18 protein-coding genes and 1 pseudogene are annotated in these 19,175 nt (G+C 34.4%); 13 read left to right on the top strand and 6 right to left on the bottom strand.

All coding sequences use genetic code 11. From position 1 onward, the window contains the following. Position 1 precedes the first annotated feature (1 nt). Both PHR76_RS02085 and PHR76_RS02080 read right to left on the bottom strand, forming a co-directional pair. Positions 2 to 1,153, bottom strand: coding sequence for an NADH:ubiquinone reductase (Na(+)-transporting) subunit B (locus tag PHR76_RS02085; RefSeq protein WP_300057949.1), 1,152 nt, complete (start codon positions 1,151 to 1,153; stop codon positions 2 to 4). A gap of 11 nt (positions 1,154 to 1,164) precedes the next feature. After that, positions 1,165 to 2,514, bottom strand: a complete 1,350-nt coding sequence (locus PHR76_RS02080) for a Na(+)-translocating NADH-quinone reductase subunit A (protein ID WP_300057948.1) — start codon at positions 2,512 to 2,514, stop codon at positions 1,165 to 1,167. A 293-nt stretch (positions 2,515 to 2,807) separates the two neighbouring features. Here PHR76_RS02080 and PHR76_RS02075 point away from each other — a divergent pair, with 293 nt between their 5' ends. From PHR76_RS02075 to PHR76_RS02055, 5 genes are all read left to right on the top strand, one after another. After that, entirely contained in the window at positions 2,808 to 4,061 is a 1,254-nt protein-coding gene (locus PHR76_RS02075) for a DUF5103 domain-containing protein (RefSeq protein WP_300057946.1), read from the top strand. A gap of 20 nt (positions 4,062 to 4,081) precedes the next feature. Next, a complete protein-coding gene (locus PHR76_RS02070; RefSeq protein WP_300057944.1) occupies positions 4,082 to 5,185 on the top strand; it encodes a DUF3667 domain-containing protein in 1,104 nt (367 codons plus the stop codon). 2 nt (positions 5,186 to 5,187) lie between these two features. Beyond that, on the top strand, positions 5,188 to 5,574 hold the full coding sequence (gene apaG, locus PHR76_RS02065) for a Co2+/Mg2+ efflux protein ApaG (protein ID WP_300057942.1): 387 nt from the start codon (positions 5,188 to 5,190) through the stop codon (positions 5,572 to 5,574). 141 nt (positions 5,575 to 5,715) lie between these two features. After that, a complete protein-coding gene (gene pruA, locus PHR76_RS02060) occupies positions 5,716 to 7,341 on the top strand; it encodes an L-glutamate gamma-semialdehyde dehydrogenase (protein WP_300057940.1) in 1,626 nt (541 codons plus the stop codon). A 104-nt stretch (positions 7,342 to 7,445) separates the two neighbouring features. Then, on the top strand, positions 7,446 to 9,716 hold the full coding sequence (locus PHR76_RS02055) for a T9SS type A sorting domain-containing protein (RefSeq protein WP_300057938.1): 2,271 nt from the start codon (positions 7,446 to 7,448) through the stop codon (positions 9,714 to 9,716). Between the two features lie 56 nt (positions 9,717 to 9,772). Here the strand turns inward: PHR76_RS02055 and rsmG are convergent, their stop codons facing one another. After that, entirely contained in the window at positions 9,773 to 10,402 is a 630-nt protein-coding gene (gene rsmG, locus PHR76_RS02050) for a 16S rRNA (guanine(527)-N(7))-methyltransferase RsmG (protein WP_300057936.1), read from the bottom strand. A 108-nt stretch (positions 10,403 to 10,510) separates the two neighbouring features. On the opposite strand from rsmG, the gene PHR76_RS02045 reads away from it, so the two are divergent. Both PHR76_RS02045 and PHR76_RS02040 read left to right on the top strand, forming a co-directional pair. Beyond that, positions 10,511 to 11,605: an acyl-CoA desaturase gene (locus PHR76_RS02045; RefSeq protein ID WP_300057934.1), complete on the top strand. Its 1,095-nt coding sequence runs from the start codon at positions 10,511 to 10,513 to the stop codon at positions 11,603 to 11,605. Positions 11,606 to 11,768: 163 nt separating this feature from the next. Beyond that, on the top strand, positions 11,769 to 12,956 hold the full coding sequence (locus PHR76_RS02040; protein ID WP_300057932.1) for a pyridoxal phosphate-dependent aminotransferase: 1,188 nt from the start codon (positions 11,769 to 11,771) through the stop codon (positions 12,954 to 12,956). A 9-nt stretch (positions 12,957 to 12,965) separates the two neighbouring features. Here PHR76_RS02040 and PHR76_RS02035 read toward each other — a convergent pair whose 3' ends face one another. Continuing rightward, positions 12,966 to 13,523, bottom strand: coding sequence for a sugar O-acetyltransferase (locus PHR76_RS02035; protein ID WP_300057931.1), 558 nt, complete (start codon positions 13,521 to 13,523; stop codon positions 12,966 to 12,968). Between the two features lie 85 nt (positions 13,524 to 13,608). Between PHR76_RS02035 and PHR76_RS02030 the strand changes: the two genes are divergently transcribed. The 6 genes and pseudogenes from PHR76_RS02030 to PHR76_RS02005 all read left to right on the top strand — a co-directional run bounded on the left by PHR76_RS02030 (position 13,609) and on the right by PHR76_RS02005 (position 16,858). Next, on the top strand, positions 13,609 to 14,193 hold the full coding sequence (locus tag PHR76_RS02030) for a Crp/Fnr family transcriptional regulator (protein ID WP_300057929.1): 585 nt from the start codon (positions 13,609 to 13,611) through the stop codon (positions 14,191 to 14,193). Between the two features lie 68 nt (positions 14,194 to 14,261). Further along, on the top strand, positions 14,262 to 14,978 hold the full coding sequence (locus PHR76_RS02025; RefSeq protein WP_300057927.1) for a pirin family protein: 717 nt from the start codon (positions 14,262 to 14,264) through the stop codon (positions 14,976 to 14,978). Between the two features lie 38 nt (positions 14,979 to 15,016). Next, positions 15,017 to 15,301: a GNAT family N-acetyltransferase gene (locus tag PHR76_RS02020; RefSeq protein ID WP_300057925.1), complete on the top strand. Its 285-nt coding sequence runs from the start codon at positions 15,017 to 15,019 to the stop codon at positions 15,299 to 15,301. A gap of 18 nt (positions 15,302 to 15,319) precedes the next feature. Then, positions 15,320 to 15,544, top strand: a pseudogene (locus PHR76_RS02015) ((4Fe-4S)-binding protein). A gap of 54 nt (positions 15,545 to 15,598) precedes the next feature. Then, positions 15,599 to 16,471 (top strand): ACP S-malonyltransferase, encoded by an 873-nt coding sequence (gene fabD / locus PHR76_RS02010; protein WP_300057923.1) that lies wholly within the window; start codon positions 15,599 to 15,601, stop codon positions 16,469 to 16,471. A gap of 156 nt (positions 16,472 to 16,627) precedes the next feature. Further along, positions 16,628 to 16,858 (top strand): hypothetical protein, encoded by a 231-nt coding sequence (locus tag PHR76_RS02005; protein ID WP_300057921.1) that lies wholly within the window; start codon positions 16,628 to 16,630, stop codon positions 16,856 to 16,858. 122 nt (positions 16,859 to 16,980) lie between these two features. Here the strand turns inward: PHR76_RS02005 and galE are convergent, their stop codons facing one another. Continuing rightward, positions 16,981 to 17,994 carry a UDP-glucose 4-epimerase GalE gene (gene galE / locus PHR76_RS02000; RefSeq protein ID WP_300057919.1) on the bottom strand — a complete coding sequence of 338 codons (1,014 nt, stop codon included), beginning with the start codon at positions 17,992 to 17,994 and terminating at the stop codon, positions 16,981 to 16,983. A gap of 16 nt (positions 17,995 to 18,010) precedes the next feature. After that, complete coding sequence (locus tag PHR76_RS01995) at positions 18,011 to 19,141, bottom strand: DegT/DnrJ/EryC1/StrS family aminotransferase (protein ID WP_300057917.1); 1,131 nt, start codon at positions 19,139 to 19,141, stop codon at positions 18,011 to 18,013. Between the last annotated feature and the right edge of the window lie 34 nt (positions 19,142 to 19,175).

Genomic DNA, 19,175 nt, shown 5'->3' with positions numbered 1-19,175 from the left:
ATTAGGCTGTTTTTAATTGTTTAGCAACTCTTTTCTTTCTTCTACTAATATTACCTTGAACCACATAATGGTCGATGGTTGGAGCAAAAACGTTTAGCAACAAAATAGCTAACATTACTCCTTCTGGATAAGCTGGATTAAATACACGTATTAAAATACTAAATAACCCGATTAGAAATCCATAAATCCATTTTCCGCGGTTAGTTTGTGCTGCAGAAACAGGGTCTGTTGCCATAAACACCACTCCAAATGCCAAGCCACCTACTAATAAGTGCGACATTCCGAAGTTCATTAAAGGATTAGCTCCCCAAAGTTCAAAAAGAAATGCTGTAAAAGCAGCTCCTAAAAAGCCACTGACAATAATTCTCCAACTTCCCACTCCGGTAAAAATTAAGATGGCGGCACCAACTAATATCCATAATACAGAAGTTTCTGCGATAGAACCTGGAATTGTTCCTTCAAACATACTCCAAGTATCATAGGCTACTTCTTTTCCGGCAGCTAATTTTCCTAAAATTGTTTCCCCTGAAATGGCATCCATTGTAGTTGCATCAGAAACCCAAACCTTGTCACCTGACATAAAGGTTGGATAAGCAAAGAATGCAAAGGCTCTTGCCGTTAAAGCAGGATTTAAAATATTCATTCCTGTTCCTCCAAAAGCTTCTTTACCGATAATCACCGCAAAAGCAACCGATAAGGCTAACATCCACAACGGTAAGTCAACCGGCATAATCATTGGGATTAATAATCCCGTTACGAGGTAACCTTCGTTTACATCATGCCCGCGTTGAATTGCAAAATAAAATTCAATTCCTAATCCAACACCATAGGATACGATTATCATCGGAATCACTTTCCAAAGTCCATGAATAAAAGCATCCATAAACGGAACTACTTCTTGCAATTGCGATAAACTTTGATATCCTGCATTCCATATTCCAAAAACCAAAGCGGGCAATAAAGCTAAAACAACCGTAATCATAGTTCGTTTTAAATCTACCGCATCTCTAATATGAGCTCCATGCTTTGTGGTGTGATTGGGAACAAATAAAAATGTATCCAACGAATTTACCGCTGGTGCAAATCTTTCAAGTTTTTCACCTTTACCAAAAGGTTTTTTAATTTGATCTATTTTATCTCTTAAAAACTTCATAGCTATATTTTTTAACCTACTTCGTTAATCATTAAATCTAATGCTTCTCTGATAATAACCTGAGCTTCAATTTTAGACGTATTGGCATAATCTATCAATGCAAAATCTTCTGGAGCAACTTCGTAAATCCCTAGATTTTCCATTTTTTCAATATCATGAGCTATACATGCTTTTAACAATTGCATAGGATAAATATCCAAAGGCATTAATTTTTCCATCTCTCCGGTTACTACAAACGCTCTTTCTTCCCCATTTAAATTGGTATCTGCTTTGTATTTTTTTCCTGGCATTAACCAAGATAAAGCGGTGCGTTGCACACTGTGTTTGTTTGCTCCAGCAAATGGCAACCAACCAAACATTCGGTAGTAATTTCCTTCTGGGATAACTGTGACTGTATTAGAATAATATCCTAGATTTCCATCCATTCCTACTTTTGTTCCGGTTAACACATCGCCTGAAATAATTCTAACATTATCCGACGATAATTTACCTGAAACAATTTCTTTAATTTGAGCACCAATTTTAACCGTATAATATTGTGGTTTTGCCACATCAGAACCGGTTAAAGCAATCACTCTAGTAGCATCAAATCGTCCTGTTAAAAACAAATCGCCAATAATAGCTACATCTTGTGGAGCAACTATCCAAACGCGTTCACCCACATTAATCGGGTTTACTTTTGCAATTTGAACACCTACATTCCCAGCTGGATGTGGCCCAACGACGTTGTGTTTTTCAACACCAGAAATTCCACTTAAAATAGAATTCATTTTTCCTCTTAAAGAAAGATGAATTTTACCTGAAGTTAGTTTAGATAACGCATCAACACCTGCCTGAAAAGAAGCCACTTTGTCTTTTAGACAAACTTCGACATCAGCAGACAAAGGAGCCGTGCTAAACCCTGAAATAAAAATAGCTTTTGGCGTGTCATTTGAATTAGCAACTACGTCATAAGGACGTTGCTTAATGAATGGCCAACAGCCAGAAGCAAGTAAATGAGCTTTTATTTGCTCACTAGACATCTCTTTTGGATTTTTCTTTCCGTGTTCCACAAAAGAGTCTTGTGCATCTGCTTGAATTCTAATTTCCAAAATCACACGCTTTTCACCACGTTTAATTTCGATAATTTTTCCACTCACAGGCGACACAAATTTTACTTCTTGGTCATCTTTAGAATAAAATAGGGCTTCACCAGCCTTAACTTCAGCCCCTTCTTTTAAAGTCAATTTTGGCGTAACTTTATGAAAGTCAGAAGGTTTAATAGAGTAAACTTGAGAACGCGGCACAGTAGAAACTGTAGCCTCCGCATCGCCCACTAATTTCAAGTCTAATCCTTTTCTAATTTGAATGTCTGTAGACATAGGTAATGAAGATATGATTAGTAATTTTTCTTAAATAATTTAAACGGTGCAAATTTAAAAATTTAAATGCAATAGGGCTAACTCTATTTGGAATTGTATGAAAAAGCAAGTCTATTTATACTTGTTCTAAATAAGTATTTTTTTAGTTAAAAATTTTAACGGAACGATTTCATTTAAAAGTGAATACCTTTTCAAAATTATAGTTAGTCCTAAACAATTCATAAAATAAAAAGTGCTTTTTAATATATTAACAAATAATAGTATATTTACTTTTTGATACTAAGAACCACAACATGATTAAATTTCGAATTTTAATTGCTTTTCTCTTTTTTTCCTTCACGCTAATTGCCCAATCAATAGGAGAGGTTATTCCTCCATTTAACATCAAAACCGCTTCATTTATTCAGAATAATCAAAACGTTATTCCAATTTTTAGATTAGGTGATTCTTTTGAATTTGCCTTTGATGATTTGTTTGGTGATGAAGCGAACTATTACTATACCATCACCCATTGTAATTATGATTGGACTAAATCTGATTTGAATTTAAATGAATACCTTACGGGATTAGACAACCAACGCATCATTACCTATGACAATTCATTTAACACATTGCAATTGTATTCAAGATATCAGTTAAAACTACCTAACTCTATCACAAAAAGACTTAAAGTGAGTGGCAACTACATTCTGAATATTTTAAATAATAATCAAGAAATTGTATTTTCTCGAAAGTTTGTTTTATATGAAGATTTAGTCAGTGTTCCCATGCTTGTAAAAAACCCTCGAGATGTTAAAGATTTGCAATTTAAACACAATCTAGAATTTTATGTAAGACCTCTTAATATTGTTTTACAAAATCCTATCCAAAATTTAAAAATACTATTGTTGCAAAATGATATTTGGAATACCGCTATAACCGACATCAAACCCATGTATACGTTAGGAACAGATTTATATTATAAATACGATAAGGAAACACAGTTTTGGGCCGGAAATGAGTTTTTATTTTATGAAAACAAAGACATTCGAAATGCTTCAAATAATGTGAGACGAATTTCACTAACCGGAATTTATAACACCTATTTGCAAACCAATTATCCAAGAGGAAACAACCCTTATACGTATGCTCCAGATGCTAACGGTACTTTTGTTGTTCAAAATATTGATTCTAGAGAAAACAATGACGTTGAATCAGATTATTCCTGGGTGTTTTTCTCTTTAAGTGCTCCGACTTATTATGGAAAAAATGACATTTATGTCACAGGCATGTTTAATAATTATGCCCTAACCCCAGAAAACAAAATGGAATTTAATAAAGAAAAAGGTTTTTACGAAAAAGCAATTGTCATCAAGCAGGGATTTACTAATTATCAATACACTTTAGCTGATTCTAATGGGAAAGTAGATTTTGAAAATGCGTTAGACGGTAATTATATTCAAACTGAAAATAATTATACTTGTTTAGTATATTATAGAGCCAATAACGAGCGGTATGACAGAGTTGTTGGAAGAGGGTCTACCAACTCAATAGACATGGTCAAATAACAAACTACGAAACTAAATCAGTGTCAAGCAAAAGGTTAAAAAATTATCGTGGAAACAGTTGCTTAAATTGCAACCATCCTTTAGATATTACAGACAAGTACTGTCCGAATTGTAGTCAGAAAAACTCAAACAAACGTTTAACTTTAAAAGATTTTATTGAGGAGTTTTTAGCAAATTTTTATGCTTATGATTCAAAAGTAAAAAACACCATTCGCTCTTTATTCACCAAGCCTGGTCAAGCCGCTAAAGAATTTATAGCGGGAAAAAGAATGTTTTATGCCAATCCGTTTCGGTTTTATTTAAGTATTTCCTTAGTTTATTTTATTTTACTCGGGCTCATTAACAACTTCTCTCCAGCGGATGACAATGCGTATCATTTTGAAAATGAAAAGATAAAAGAAACACCTATCGACAGTCTTGCCCAGGCAGAAAGCGAAAAAAAGGCAGAAAAAGAATTGGATTCCGTATTAAAGCTAAACGCATTTCAGGACAAAGAATTGGATGCTGTTTTTAAGAAAAAAAACGACACCTTATATACAGAGAAACAGCTAGCTAAGAAAAACGCAATCACTAGTTTGTATTATAAAATTGACACCTACACCTCTTTTATAGAAAAATCTAAAGAAACCGATTACAATAAAATATTAGAAACCCTAAAACACGATTCAACAAATTGGAATAAATTTTTGCTTAAAAAATGCTTTCAAATTATCGAAATGAATACGAGTGGTTCTACTTCGTCTGAAAAGTTTTTCAATTATTTTATAGACAAGTTGACCTTTATTCTTTTTATATCGCTTCCGTTTTTAACGCTCAATTTCGCTCTGCTTTATTACAGAAGCAAATTAAACTATGCAGAGCATCTCGTTTTTGTTTTTAGTGTAATGAGTTTTGTTTTTTTAATTTTATTCCTCTTTGAATTTCTCAATTTACTCACAGCTATTAAGTTAGACGGATTTATATTCTTAGGTTTATATTTTTATTTTTATAAAGCTCTCCGAAACTTTTATGGTCAAAGCCGTTTGAAAACAATAATTAAATTTGTACTTTTGAACTTTATGCTGTCCATAACCGCAGTTTTTGTAGGTTTATTAATGCTTTTGTTTGTTTTTATTTTATATTAGGAATGGTTACACAGATTACTCGAGGTATAAAGATTTCAGTTTCTACTAGTTTTGAAGGCACTTACTTCAAGAACTATAAACTTCATTTTGCTTTTAGTTACCATATTACTATCGAAAATCACAGCAAAGATTCCGTTCAGCTAATGTCTCGCCATTGGGAAATATTAGACGCACTTAATAACCTAGAAATTGTAGATGGCGAAGGCGTTATCGGAAAAAAACCCGTTTTAAAACCAGGCGAAAACTATACGTATAGTTCTGGTTGTTTGTTATCCTCTCCTTTTGGTGCAATGAAAGGTTATTTCAATATGATTAATTTTACCTCAACGCGTAATTTTAAAGTGATTGTTCCTACTTTTAAATTAAGTGCTCCTTTTGCTTTAAATTAAATCTTTCTCTATCGTATTTTGCTTTGTAACTTTTGTTATCAACAATTCAAAAAAACCTTCGTACTTTTGCAATTAAGTTTATAATCCTAAAAAAATTATTGACTTTTTCAACAAATTGTTCAATTTTAAACTTTTCATATTATGTTAAAAGGTTTTTTTCAAGTCCCAAAAGCAGTTAACGAACCCGTTAAAACGTACGCTCCTAATAGTCCAGAAAAAGCAGCAGTTTTAGCAGCTTATAAAAAAATGTGGAACGAAAATATAGATGTTCCTTTGTATATTGGTTCTGAAGAAATTCGCACCAACAATACCAAAAATATGTCGGCACCTCACGACCATAAACATAATGTAGGGAAATTTCATTTAGCGGAAAAATCACATATTGAAAAAGCGATAAATGTTGCCCTTGAAGCTAGAAAAAAATGGTCGCAAATGCCATGGGAGCACAGAGCTTCTGTCTTTTTAAAAGCAGCTGAATTAATTGCAGGCCCGTACCGAGCTAGAATTAATGCCGCAACCATGATTGCCCAATCCAAAACTATTTATCAGGCTGAAATTGATGCTTCTTGTGAATTGATTGACTTTTTACGTTACAATGTTCAATTCATGACGCAAATTTATAACGATCAACCTGCTTCAAACTCTGATGTTTGGAATAAAGTAGAATACCGTGCTTTAGAAGGATTTGTATATGCCATCACCCCTTTTAACTTTACCGCAATTGCAGGAAACTTACCCGCTAGTGCTGCCTTAATGGGCAATGTTGTGGTATGGAAACCAGCAGCAACACAAGTCTATTCGGCTAACATCGTGATGCAAATTTTTAAAGAAGCAGGCTTACCAGACGGAGTTATTAATATGGTCATGGGAGACTCAGCAATGATTTCTGAAGTTGTTTTATCAAACACGCATTTGGCAGGCGTTCACTTTACAGGCTCAACGGGTGTCTTTAATGACATTTGGGCAAAAATAGGCACCAACATCAGTAATTATAAAACCTATCCAAGAATTGTAGGAGAAACGGGCGGAAAAGATTTCATCGTAGCTCATCCTTCATCAATTGTTAAACAAGTAGTGACCGGTATTACACGTGGAGCTTTTGAATATCAGGGACAAAAATGTTCCGCGGCATCCAGAGCTTATATTCCTCAAAGTATGTGGCCAGCAGTAAAAGAACAATTGACCACTGATGTTAATTCGATGAAAATGGGTTCACCTGAAGATTTTGGAAATTTTGTTACGGCAGTAATTTCAGAAGCTTCCTTTGACAAATTAGCTCGTTATATTGATCAAGCAAAAAAAGATAGTGATGCAGAAGTTATCATTGGCGGCAATTACGATAAATCAAAAGGTTATTTTATTGAACCAACCGTTATTCTAACTTCAAATCCAAAATACGCCACTATGGAAACTGAGCTTTTTGGACCAGTAATCACGATTTATGTATATGAAGATGCAAAATGGTCTGAAACATTAAAGCTAGTTGACGAGACATCAGAATATGCTTTAACAGGAGCTATTTTCAGCCAAGACCGGTATGCAATTGTAGAAGCAACTCAAGCCCTAGAAAACGCAGCTGGAAACTTTTACATTAACGACAAACCCACAGGAGCAGTAGTAGGAATGCAACCTTTTGGTGGAGCTAGAGGTTCTGGAACAAATGACAAAGCAGGTTCAATGCAAAACTTATTGCGTTGGGTTTCTACAAGAACTATTAAAGAAACCTTTGTAACTGCAGAAGATTACCGTTACCCATTTTTAGGATAATTTTAATTTTTTTTAATATATATGAAAGTCCGAGCAAATTGTTCGGACTTTTTTTTATATTTGATTGAACTAAACCATTCGCAATCAAACAAAAAAAACCGCTCATGAAAACAAAAATTACTCTTGTAGCACTTTTTGCAATACTATTTTCCTATGCTCAAAACGGAAAATATGATTTGCTAAAAGACAAAACAAAAACGAATATTCTTTATGATCAAGTTTTTGAACTTTCTAAAGTTACAAAATCGCCTAAAGAAGTGATTTCTTCCCTGTATTTTAAACAAGTTTATCACGAAGTACAACGAGCCGATTTTTTACAGCGGTTTCCTGCTTATGACCAATTAAAAAAGGAAGCAGACAACGCTTTTTTTTCAAAAGAAATTCCATTAGCTATCCTTATTTCTGATGTTGAAACGATTAAACCTACTGTGTTTGAAAATCAAGAAATAAGTCAGAATAACAAACAGCAATTTGTTTTAAATCCAACAATAAACGAGGCTTTTCAAATTCATGAATTAGTTTTAATGGCACCGCTAGTAGGAAAATCTAAATTAAACTTAGTTAATTTTATTTTATCAGACAAACATATTTACAATACAACGTCAAAAACAATTCAAGCTATTTCTTATCGATTAAACCCAAATCAAGCTTGGCAATCAGTGCTAATTAATCAGCCATTTCAAGTAAATTTTGATTCTAATGGAAAAAAGAATTTATCCTTTAAAATCAACTTCAATTCGGGTGAAGAGAAAATCATCTCGTCAGAAATTGATATTCAAACCAACAAAAACAATCAGTCTGGAAATGTCATTCAAGCAACATCCATCACGGCTACTATACCTTTTCAAGGATTTGGCGAACCGACTTCCTATTTAGGTCAAGGAGAATATGAAATCTATTTAGACAATGTTGATCAAGTTTTGGATAAACCTATTTTTTTAGTGGACGGTTTTGATCCGGGAGATTCTCGTGGAACGGAACTCATTTACTCTATTTTAGATTATGGAACGTCTGGAGAAAACCTAGGTGATATTGTTCGTGCGGAAGGATATGATGTTATCATTTTAAATTTTCCGCAATATTCACCCGTTGATGGAGTAGTTATTGATGGTGGTGCAGATTTCATCCAGCGAAATGCCATGATTTTAGTAGAACTCATTAATCAAATTAACGCTCAAAAAATAGGAAACGAACAAAATGTGGTGATCGGCCCAAGTATGGGTGGATTAATTAGCCGTTATGCCTTGCGGTATATGGAACAAAACAACATGGAGCATGATGCTCGTTTATATCTTTCTTTTGATTCGCCTCATTTAGGTGCTAATGTTCCCATTGGTTTTCAACATTTATTTAACTATATGGCTTTTGGCCCTTTAGGAGATGTGACGATTCAGGATTTAGTTTCACAAGTAATAGACAGCCCCGCAGCAAAACAAATGTTGTTAGACCATTATAAAGGCCATCTTCAAAGCGGTAGTGCAACAGAATTCAACAATGCAATTCAATTGCCAACAGGAGCACCTAACTTTAGAACGGCTTTTCAAAATGAATTAAACGCCATGGGCTTTCCAACTGAGACAAGAAATGTGGCTATTTCTAACGGAAGCGGCAATGGAACAACAACTGGAACTCCGGGAATGTTTGTTCTTGATGATTATATTGTAGATGCAAGCACCACGCAACGAGCACGTTTTGACATACGATTTACGCCTCCTGCGGGAGTTTCCAATCAGTTAGTCAGTCGTTTTAGAGCTCAACAATACCTTTTATTCTGGGTTACTTTATTTTCAAGTACAGCTAATGCAACTTCACCCGCCACTTCTGCTGGTTTAGATGCTGCTCCAGGCGGCATGTTTAATGTGGCCGATTTTGCAGCTGACGGAAGCGGAAATCCCACTTTAGACGATTTTTTAGCCAATTTGTTAATTGATCGTTTTTGTTTTATTCCGACCTTAAGCTCATTAGCAATCACAAATCCAAATTGGTTTAGTACCGTTACCTCAAGCACTGCCACACCGTTTGTTGCCACGTATGTTCCCTCAGAAAATGAAGACCACGTTACGCTAACCGAAGGAAATGTTGATTTTGCTTTAGAGGAAATTTTAAATTCTCCTTTATCAATTGGTGAAATACCATGGCAAAACACCTTGACAATTAAAAATCCATTTACAAATGTGATTGAAGTTTTTAGTCCAAATACAATCTCAAATGCTACAATAAAAATAGCGGATGCAACTGGAAAAATTGTTTTCAGTAAAAAACAGCTAAACATATCAGGGAATTATCAAATTCCAATTCAATTAACAAAAGGCTTTTATTTTATTAAAATTGAATCGGCAGATAAAACTATCGTTAAAAAACTAATTAAGCAGTAAAAACTAAGACTCATTAAAACCACGAATAGTTTATTAAATCTTACTATTCGTGGTTTTTAGTTTTTATGTTTCAGTGGTAAATGGACCACTTTTTTAGTTTCAAAAAAATCTTCTGTAAAAAAGTCAGCTAACGAAAACTGCACTGCTTTTGGAAAACTAGCTAATTCCTCAGTTAAATCACCGCCTTTTAAATACAAAATACCATTCGCTAAATCATGATTGGATTTGTTTTTCACTTTTTCTTTAACCCAATTCACAAAGTCTGGCATATTGGTTACCGCCCGACTAACAATAAAATCAAAATCGTCTTTTACCTGTTCTGCACGCATTTGTTCCGCTTTTACATTTTCTAATCCTAAAGCAGTAGCCACTTCATTCACTACTTTTATTTTTTTTGCGATGACATCAATCAAATAAAATTGAACTTCTGGAAATAAAATCGCTAACGGAATACCCGGAAAACCGCCACCCGTTCCGACATCTAAAACGGTCGTATGCGGTTGTAAAGAAATGATTTTGGCAATTCCTAGAGAATGAAGTACATGTTTGACATATAATTCATCGATATCTTTACGAGAAATGACATTGATTTTGGCATTCCAATCTTGATATAATTCTTCTAATTTCCGAAATTGAATCACCTGATTTTCAGATAAATTAGGAAAATACTTGGTAATTTCTTCCATCTTGTGCTATTTTTAACAAAAGTAAACAAATTCCTGTTGAAATTTTATAGTTTGTTCGATGTTCTGACTTATAATAATAGTTACCTTTGGAAAAAATTTACAAAATAAATGAATAACAATATCCCTACATTTTCAAAACAAGACAATCTAAAGTTTTTTAGAACGTTAAACTCAAGGGTAAACAACTATTTTAAAGAAAATAAAATCCAAAAAACAGGTAATTGGAAACTACATTTAAAAACCATTATCATGTTTTCTATTTTCTTAACGCCTTATTTTTTCCTATTGGCAATGGATATGCCTTTTTGGACTTATCTTCTACTTAATGTAGTGATTGGTATTGGAATGGCTGGTGTTGGAATGAACGTCATGCATGATGGAAATCATGGTTCGTACTCTAACAAACCGTGGTTAAATAAAATAATGGGTGGAAGCATCTACATTCTAGCCGGAAATGTTTACAATTGGCAAGTACAGCACAATGTTTTACATCATACCTATACCAATATTGTTGGACATGATGAAGATCTTGATGCGGGTAGAATCATCCGCTTTTCAAAACAATCGGAATGGAAATATTTTCATAAATTTCAACATTTTTATTCTGTTTTTCTATATGGCTTATTAACCTTTAATTGGGCAATTACAACTGATTTCAAACAAATGAGAGCCTATTTAAAACGAAAATTATCATACGGAGAAGCCAAAAGCCCAAAAATTTTATGGACAACGTTAATCATCACCAAAGTAATTTACTTCTCGATTTGGTTAGTGGTTCCTATGCTAATGGGAATAACGTGGTGGAAAGTAGTACTAGGTTTTGTAGTGATGCATTATACTGCAGGTTTAATTTTAAGTGTTGTTTTTCAATTAGCACATGTGGTTGAAGAAACTACAAACCCAGTTCCAGATGAGAACGGAGAATTAGAAAACACGTGGGCCATTCACCAATTATTCACAACGGCAAATTTTGCCCCTAAAAGTTGGATTGTCAACTGGTATACAGGCGGTTTAAATCACCAAATCGAACACCATATTTTTCCAAATATCAGCCATGTTCACTATGGTAAAATTGCAGAAATTGTGCGTGAAACGGCTAAAGAGTGCAACCTGCCTTATCATGAGTTTAAAACAATGCGAGAAGCAGTAATTGCTCATTTTAAACACCTAAAAGAACTTGGACAAAAGCCGCAAATAGCATAAGATTGATGACTCACAATTTTTGATCTTAAAATTTAAAATTGACCGACAACATTTATTAAAACAGTATTGACCATTAAACTATTTAGTTTCATTAAGACTCAAAACTTAGTAATCTTAAATATTTTAATGGTTTTAATTTGAAATTTTATTACACATTACTACCATGAACAATCCCCTTTCAGACAGAATCAACAGTTTATCTACTTCTCAAACCTTAGCAATGGCTGCCTTGGCTAGAGAATTAAAAGCTCAAGGAAAAGACATTATCAGTTTAAGTTTAGGCGAGCCTGATTTTAACACCCCTGATTTTATAAAAGAAGCTGCAAAAAAAGCAATCGATGAAAATTATTCTACCTATTCTCCCGTGGATGGTTATGCAGATTTGAAAGAAGCCATTTGCAGAAAATTTAAAAGAGATAATGAGTTGGACTATAAGCCAAGTAATGTGGTGGTTTCTACAGGTGCAAAACAAGCGTTATACAATGTAGCACAATGTATGATCAACGAAGGCGACGAGGTTATTCTACCCGCTCCGTATTGGGTTTCTTATTATGAGATTATTAAAATGTCGGGGGGAATTCCAGTAGAAGTACCCACTTCTATTGAAACTGATTTTAAAATCACTCCAGAACAATTAGAAAAAGCCATTACTCCAAAAACCAAAATGATTTGGTATTCTTCTCCTTGCAACCCAAGTGGTTCGGTTTTTAATCGAGAAGAATTAACTGCTTTATCTAAAGTGATTTTAAAGCATGAAAATATTTATGTGGTTTCGGATGAAATCTATGAACATATTAATTTTTCAGGAACTTTTTGTAGCATCGCTTCAATTCCAGGCATGTTTGACAGAACCATTACGGTGAATGGTGTTGCCAAAGCTTTTGCAATGACAGGATGGAGAATTGGCTATATTGGTGCTCCAGAAATTATTGCCAAAGCGTGTACAAAAATGCAAGGTCAAGTGACTTCTGGAGCCAATTCAATTGCTCAAAGAGCTACGATTGCTGCTGTTGATGCAGATCCAAGTGTTTTAAATTACATGGTTGAAGCCTTCCATAAAAGAAGAGATTTAGTGGTGGGATTAATTCAAGCTATTCCAAACTTAAAAATAAATGTACCCGAAGGAGCTTTTTATGTTTTTCCAGACGTTTCCTTTTATTTTGGCAAAACCTTACGGGGAACATTCATCAAAGATGCTACGGATTTTTCGATGTATTTATTAGCAGAAGCAAATGTCGCTACCGTAACGGGTGACGCCTTTGGAAATCCAGATTGTATTCGTTTTTCCTATGCAACGAGTGAAGAATTACTAATAGAAGCATTGAGAAGAATAAAAGAAGCATTAGCATAAAAATTATCCTTATTTATTTAACTTTCGGATAACTTTTGCAGGATTTCCTACTGCTAAAGAGTTATCCGGAATGTCCTTAGTTACCACGGAACCTGCTCCAATGGTACAGCCATTGCCTATTTTTACTCCAGGACAAATTACAGTGTTTCCGCCTACCCAACAATCATTGCCAATAGAAATTGGTTTAGAAAATTCTACCGTTCTCCGTTCCATTGCGTCAAGCGGATGCGAAGCTGTATACAATTGCACGTGAGGACCAAAAAAAACATTGTTGCCAATTTCAACTTTCATTCCATCTAACACGACACAGTTAACATTAAAGTAAACATTTTCACCTGCGTGAATGTTGTAACCGTAATCACAAAAAAAAGGTGGCTCTACATAAAGCCGTTTGTGAGCATTGGGAAGAAGTTGATGTAAAATATTGCGAGCATTGCCGTTCATCACATATTCGGTTACATTTAATTTATGTAATAATTTTTTGGCACGCAATCGTTCTTCTACTAATTGCTTGTCGTTTGCAAAATAATTTTCACCCGCTAACATCTTATCTTTTTCGGTTTTCATAATTCCTAATTAAGCTTTCAAAAATAGCGTTTTTCACACTTATTCTTGGTCAAAAGTGATGCTTTTTATTTGTAAATTTGAAAATATGAATTCTATTATAGACCATATAGGAAAATTTATTTCACTTACTTCCGAAGAGGAAAATTTATTTTTATCGAAAGTAACGAAACAGCACTATAATGCAAAAACGGTTTTATTGCGACCGGGCGAAATTTGCAAACAGACCTACTTTGTGCAAACTGGAATTTTGAGAAGTTTCACCATCAATGACCACATTGTTGAACACGTGTTACATTTTGCCTGCGAAGGTTGGTGGATTGGTGACATGTACAGTTTAATTTCACAAAAACCAGGCAATTTATACATCGAAGTAAACGAAGATGCAGAAGTGGTTTTGCTCTCGAAGGAAAATCAAGAAGCCTTATATTTAGAAATTCCAAAATTAGAACGCTTTTTTAGAATATTAACTGAAAAATCATTAGTTGCTCATCAAGAACGATTAATGGACAATCTGAGTTTATCTGCCGAAGAACGCTTTGAAAAATTTTGTTTGAAATACCCAACACTTATTCAAAGGGTACCACAAAAACAAATCGCTTCCTATATTGGAGTGACTCCCGAGTTTTTTAGCAAAATGAAAAGTAAATTAGTAAAAAAAATGATTTCTTAATCTAGGTTAAGTGCTAATCCATTCAGGTGGTTGTAAATTTGTATCATAATCACTAAATTTATAACTTCATGAAAAACACTGTTTTGCACCGAGCCAATACAAGAGGAAATGCCAACCACGGATGGTTAAACGCCTATCACAGTTTTAGTTTTGGTAGTTGGTATAATCCAGAACGAGTACAATTTGGCGTGTTGCGAGTGCTAAACGACGATACCATTGCTGCAGGCATGGGTTTTGGAACACATCCACACGAGAATATGGAAATTATTACCATTCCGCTCGAAGGCGATTTGGCTCACAAAGACAGCATGGGAAATTCTGCCACTATTAAAACAGGCGACGTGCAAGTCATGAGTGCTGGCACAGGCATTCAACATTCAGAGTTTAATCCAAATGCCGATTTAAAAACAAAATTATTTCAAATTTGGTTGTTTCCGAAAACAAAAAATGTAGCTCCTCGATACCAGCAAATCACTTTAGACAAATCATTACAAAAAAATAATTTTGCACAGATTTTATCGCCTAATCCAGAAGATGATGGTGTTTGGGTTCATCAAGATGCTTGGTTTTATTTAAGTGATTTTGAACAAGATTTCTCTAAAAAATTATCTCTAAAAAAGGAAGGAAATGGTTTTTATATCATGAACATCGAAGGAGAAATTGAAGTAAATGGTGAGCTATTAGAAAAAAGAGATGCTATTGGCATTACAGCTACTTCAGAAATTGAAATTAAAGCCAATACCGCATCTAAATTTTTAGTAATGGAAATACCGATGGAAGTTTAACTTAATATTTAGCCACCGTAATTAATAAAAAAGCAGTTATGAAAGAAGCCGTTAAATTAAAGACCAACGATCAAAATGGTCTTTTTTACATCGAAGTAGACGAAAAAACCGAAGCAAAAATGACTTTTATTTTTGCTGGAACTGACAAAATAATCATCGATCATACAGAAGTAAATCCGGGAAACAACGGCAAAGGGTATGGCAAAATGATGGTTGAAAAAGCAGTGGAATTTGCTAGAGAAAAAAACATTAAAATAATTCCGCTTTGTAATTTTGCAAAAAGTGTTTTTGATAAAACGCCCACATTTAAAGACGTATTATAAATTAAAAAACAGACTCCTATGGGTTCCAAAGACCTTAAAAAAGAATACACCAATGGAGAAGTGACTGTGGTTTGGCAATCAGAAAAATGTATTCATCCAGGCAATTGTGTTCGCAACAATCCAGCTGTATTTCGACCTAAAGAAAAACCATAGATTAAAATCGATACTTCCACTTCTGAAAAAATCATAGCTACCGTTAACAAATGTCCATCAGGTGCCCTAACATTTTATAGAAATAAATAGTATTTTTGTTTAGGTTTACAAAAACGTAGGACCATAAACTTTAATTTAACTACTATGAAAGCATACGTATTTCCGGGCCAGGGTGCTCAATTTACCGGAATGGGTAAAGACTTATATGAAAATTCGGCGGTAGCCAAAGCATTATTTGAACAAGCCAATGAAATTCTTGGTTTCCGAATTACAGACATCATGTTTGAAGGAACTCCAGAAGAATTAAAAGAAACCAAAGTAACACAACCGGCCGTGTTTTTACACTCGGTTATTATGGCAAAAACGTTGGAAAATTTTAAGCCAGAAATGGTAGCGGGACATTCTTTAGGCGAATTTTCTGCTTTAGTTGCCAATGGAGCCTTATCATTTGAAGACGGTTTGCGATTAGTTTCTAAGCGTGCCCTAGCGATGCAAAAAGCGTGTGAAATCAAACCTTCCACCATGGCCGCTGTTTTAAATTTAGAAGATAAAATTGTAGAGGACATTTGTGCCTCGATTGATGGGGTTGTAGTAGCTGCCAATTATAATTGTCCGGGACAATTAGTGATTTCTGGCGAATACAAAGCCGTTGAATTAGCTTGCGAAAAAATGAAAGAAGCCGGAGCAAAAAGAGCGTTAATTCTACCCGTTGGTGGAGCTTTTCATTCACCGATGATGGAGCCTGCCAGAGAAGAATTGGCTGCGGCTATTGAAGCAACTACATTTTCAAAACCAATCTGCCCTGTTTATCAAAATGTAACCGCAACGGCGGTGACTAATCCAGAAGAAATTAAAAAGAACTTGATTATTCAATTAACCGCTCCGGTTCGTTGGACACAATCCGTTCAGCAAATGATTGCTGATGGTGCAACAAGTTTCACAGAAGTTGGCCCAGGAAAAGTATTGGTTGGTTTAGTTGGAAAAATTAATAAAGAAGTAGAAACGTTTTCTGCTTAACTAGCGATTGAAGTTTTCCTTTAGAAATAGTGGTTTTTTTTAAGACAACCTTACTAAATAATGTAATTTAAGAAACTCAAAAAAAGGTATACTACTTAAAGTCAAATAATTATTACTACATTTGAATAACTAATTTATAATCTAAAACATTTATTTATGAAAAAATTATTTTTAAGTTTAGCTGTTGTTGCTGCTTTAACCATTGTTTCTTGCAAAGAATCTACTGAAGACAAAATGGAAGATTCGATGGAATCAATGGGTCATGATATTGAATCAGGTCTTGAAGACGCTGGTGATGCTATCGATTCTACGGCGACCAAAATGGGAAATGATATGGAAGAAGGTGCAGAAAAAATGGGCGACGAAATTAAAGATGCAACAAATTAATAATTGCTCTTTGTAAAATCTAAAAATCCTCTTAATTTTAATTAAGAGGATTTTTTCTATAATAACAATTTGATTTTGCCGCAAGGATTATTTAAAAAATTCTTGCTACAAAACACTACAATTTATTCTCTAATTTTCTGCTCCCATTTCCATGCACTTGCCAAACTCTCTTCTAAAGTAGATTTTGCATTCCATCCTAAAACTTCGTTTGCTTTATCTGTATTGGCATAGGCCGATGTAATATCACCTTCTCTCCTACCCACAATTTTATAGGGTAATTTTTGACCAGAAACTTTTTCAAAAGCAGTAATTACTTCTAAAACAGAACTTCCCGTACCAGTTCCTAGATTAAACGTTTCAATTTTTGCTAAATTCTTATTTTCAAGCAAACGCTGCAAAGCTACTACATGAGCTTTTGCTAAATCGACCACGTGAATGTAATCACGAATTGCTGTTCCATCTGGTGTTGGATAATCATCCCCATAAACAGCTAATTCTTTCCGCAATCCAAAACCAGTTTGTGTAATAAAAGGAACCAAATTTTGTGGAACACCAATTGGTAATTCCCCTATTTCAGCTGTTGGATGGGCTCCTATCGGATTAAAATAACGCAACAAAATGGCATTAATATTCGAAACTTTAGCAACATCGGTAATGATTTCTTCACCAATTTGTTTGGTATTTCCATAAGGCGACATGGCTGGCTGAATAGAAGCATCTTCTGTAATCGGCATTTTTTCGGCTTGACCGTAAACCGTACAAGAAGAACTAAAAATAAAATGTGCTTTTGGCTTTTGTTGTAATTCTTGCAAAAGAAATACTAATGTATTCAAATTGTTTTCATAATACAAAAGCGGATTTTCAACACTTTCACCCACTGCTTTTGATGCTGCAAAATGAATCACTCCTGAAATATCTTGATGCCTTTTAAAAAAATCTTGAACAGCACCTTTCTCACGTAAATCAAGTTGTTCAAAAAGCGGTTTTTTTCCTGTAATGTTTGTAATTCTATCTAAAACTTCAATAGAAGAATTGGATAAATTATCTATAATAACAGGTTCTATCCCAACATTTTGCAATTCTACTACCGTGTGAGAGCCAATAAAACCAAGACCTCCAGTTACTAATACTTTCATTTTTAAAGTTAAAAAGTTAATTAAAGAATTCTAAAACCGAATTGGTGATGAATTTAATTTGTTCTTCATCTAATTCAGTATGCATTGGCAAGGATATTACTTCTTTTACCAATTGATTTGTGACCGGAAAATCTTCTTCGCGATAACGAGTATCTGCATACGCTTTTTGCGAATGCAATGGAATTGGATAATAAATTGCACATGGAATTCCTTTTTCTACTAAATATTCCATCAACGCATTTCGGTCGGCATCAATAATTCGTAACGTATATTGATGAAAAACATGGCAATCACAGCTATCACAAATAGACGGAGCAATAATGTGAGGATGTCCTTCGAATGCTTTAGAATAGCTTCGGGCTGCGTCTTGACGAGCGGCATTATAACTATCTAATAAAGGTAATTTCGTGTTCAAAACAGCTGCTTGAATACTGTCTAATCGAGAGTTTACTCCTACTACATCATGGTGATAACGCACATACATTCCGTGATTTACAATGCCGCGAATGACATGAGCCAACGCATCATCGTTTGTAAAAATAGCTCCGCCATCACCATAACATCCTAAGTTTTTGGATGGGAAAAAGGAAGTTGCTCCCACATGACCAATTGTTCCAGCTTTCTTTTTAGTTCCGTCAGAAAAACGATAATTGGCTCCAATAGCTTGAGCGTTATCTTCTATAACATATAAATTATGTTCTTTAGCAATTTGCATGATGGCCTCCATATTGGCTGCCCTTCCAAACAAATGCACGGGTACAATCGCTTTGGTTTTTGGTGTAATGGCTTTGCGGATACCGTCTAATGAAATATTCATATTCACCATATCAACATCCACTAAAACAGGCACCAATTGAAGTAATGCAATAACTTCTACAGTAGCAGCAAATGTAAAATCGGCAGTAATTACCTCATCGCCAGGTTGTAAACCCAATCCCATCATGGCTACTTGAAGAGCATCCGTTCCGTTTGCACAAGGAATTACATGTTTTACACCTAAATAATCCTCAAGACTTTTTTGAAACTCATGTACTTTTGGCCCATTAATATAGGTATTGGTGTCTAAAACTTCTTGTATTGAAGCATCTACGGTGGATTTTATTTTTTCGTACTGACTTTTTAAGTCAACCATTTGAAGTTTACGCATTATTTTTTTGTTTAGATTTAAATTTAAGGAAACC

Origin of the sequence: Flavobacterium sp., from assembly GCF_028689845.1 — a bacterium.
Lineage (GTDB): Bacteria > Bacteroidota > Bacteroidia > Flavobacteriales > Flavobacteriaceae > Flavobacterium.
This window is presented reverse-complemented; position numbering and strand designations above follow the sequence as displayed.

Bases quoted from the DNA above. Each gene is read 5' to 3' on its own strand.
- PHR76_RS02085 (WP_300057949.1), bottom strand. From the start codon at position 1,153: ATGAAGTTTTTAAGAGATAAAATAGATCAAATTAAAAAACCTTTTGGT.
- PHR76_RS02080 (WP_300057948.1), bottom strand. From the start codon at position 2,514: ATGTCTACAGACATTCAAATTAGAAAAGGATTAGACTTGAAATTAGTG.
- PHR76_RS02075 (WP_300057946.1), top strand. From the start codon at position 2,808: ATGATTAAATTTCGAATTTTAATTGCTTTTCTCTTTTTTTCCTTCACG.
- apaG (WP_300057942.1), top strand. From the start codon at position 5,188: ATGGTTACACAGATTACTCGAGGTATAAAGATTTCAGTTTCTACTAGT.
- pruA (WP_300057940.1), top strand. From the start codon at position 5,716: ATGTTAAAAGGTTTTTTTCAAGTCCCAAAAGCAGTTAACGAACCCGTT.
- PHR76_RS02055 (WP_300057938.1), top strand. From the start codon at position 7,446: ATGAAAACAAAAATTACTCTTGTAGCACTTTTTGCAATACTATTTTCC.
- rsmG (WP_300057936.1), bottom strand. From the start codon at position 10,402: ATGGAAGAAATTACCAAGTATTTTCCTAATTTATCTGAAAATCAGGTG.
- PHR76_RS02045 (WP_300057934.1), top strand. From the start codon at position 10,511: ATGAATAACAATATCCCTACATTTTCAAAACAAGACAATCTAAAGTTT.
- PHR76_RS02040 (WP_300057932.1), top strand. From the start codon at position 11,769: ATGAACAATCCCCTTTCAGACAGAATCAACAGTTTATCTACTTCTCAA.
- PHR76_RS02035 (WP_300057931.1), bottom strand. From the start codon at position 13,523: ATGAAAACCGAAAAAGATAAGATGTTAGCGGGTGAAAATTATTTTGCA.
- PHR76_RS02030 (WP_300057929.1), top strand. From the start codon at position 13,609: ATGAATTCTATTATAGACCATATAGGAAAATTTATTTCACTTACTTCC.
- PHR76_RS02025 (WP_300057927.1), top strand. From the start codon at position 14,262: ATGAAAAACACTGTTTTGCACCGAGCCAATACAAGAGGAAATGCCAAC.
- PHR76_RS02020 (WP_300057925.1), top strand. From the start codon at position 15,017: ATGAAAGAAGCCGTTAAATTAAAGACCAACGATCAAAATGGTCTTTTT.
- fabD (WP_300057923.1), top strand. From the start codon at position 15,599: ATGAAAGCATACGTATTTCCGGGCCAGGGTGCTCAATTTACCGGAATG.
- PHR76_RS02005 (WP_300057921.1), top strand. From the start codon at position 16,628: ATGAAAAAATTATTTTTAAGTTTAGCTGTTGTTGCTGCTTTAACCATT.
- galE (WP_300057919.1), bottom strand. From the start codon at position 17,994: ATGAAAGTATTAGTAACTGGAGGTCTTGGTTTTATTGGCTCTCACACG.
- PHR76_RS01995 (WP_300057917.1), bottom strand. From the start codon at position 19,141: ATGCGTAAACTTCAAATGGTTGACTTAAAAAGTCAGTACGAAAAAATA.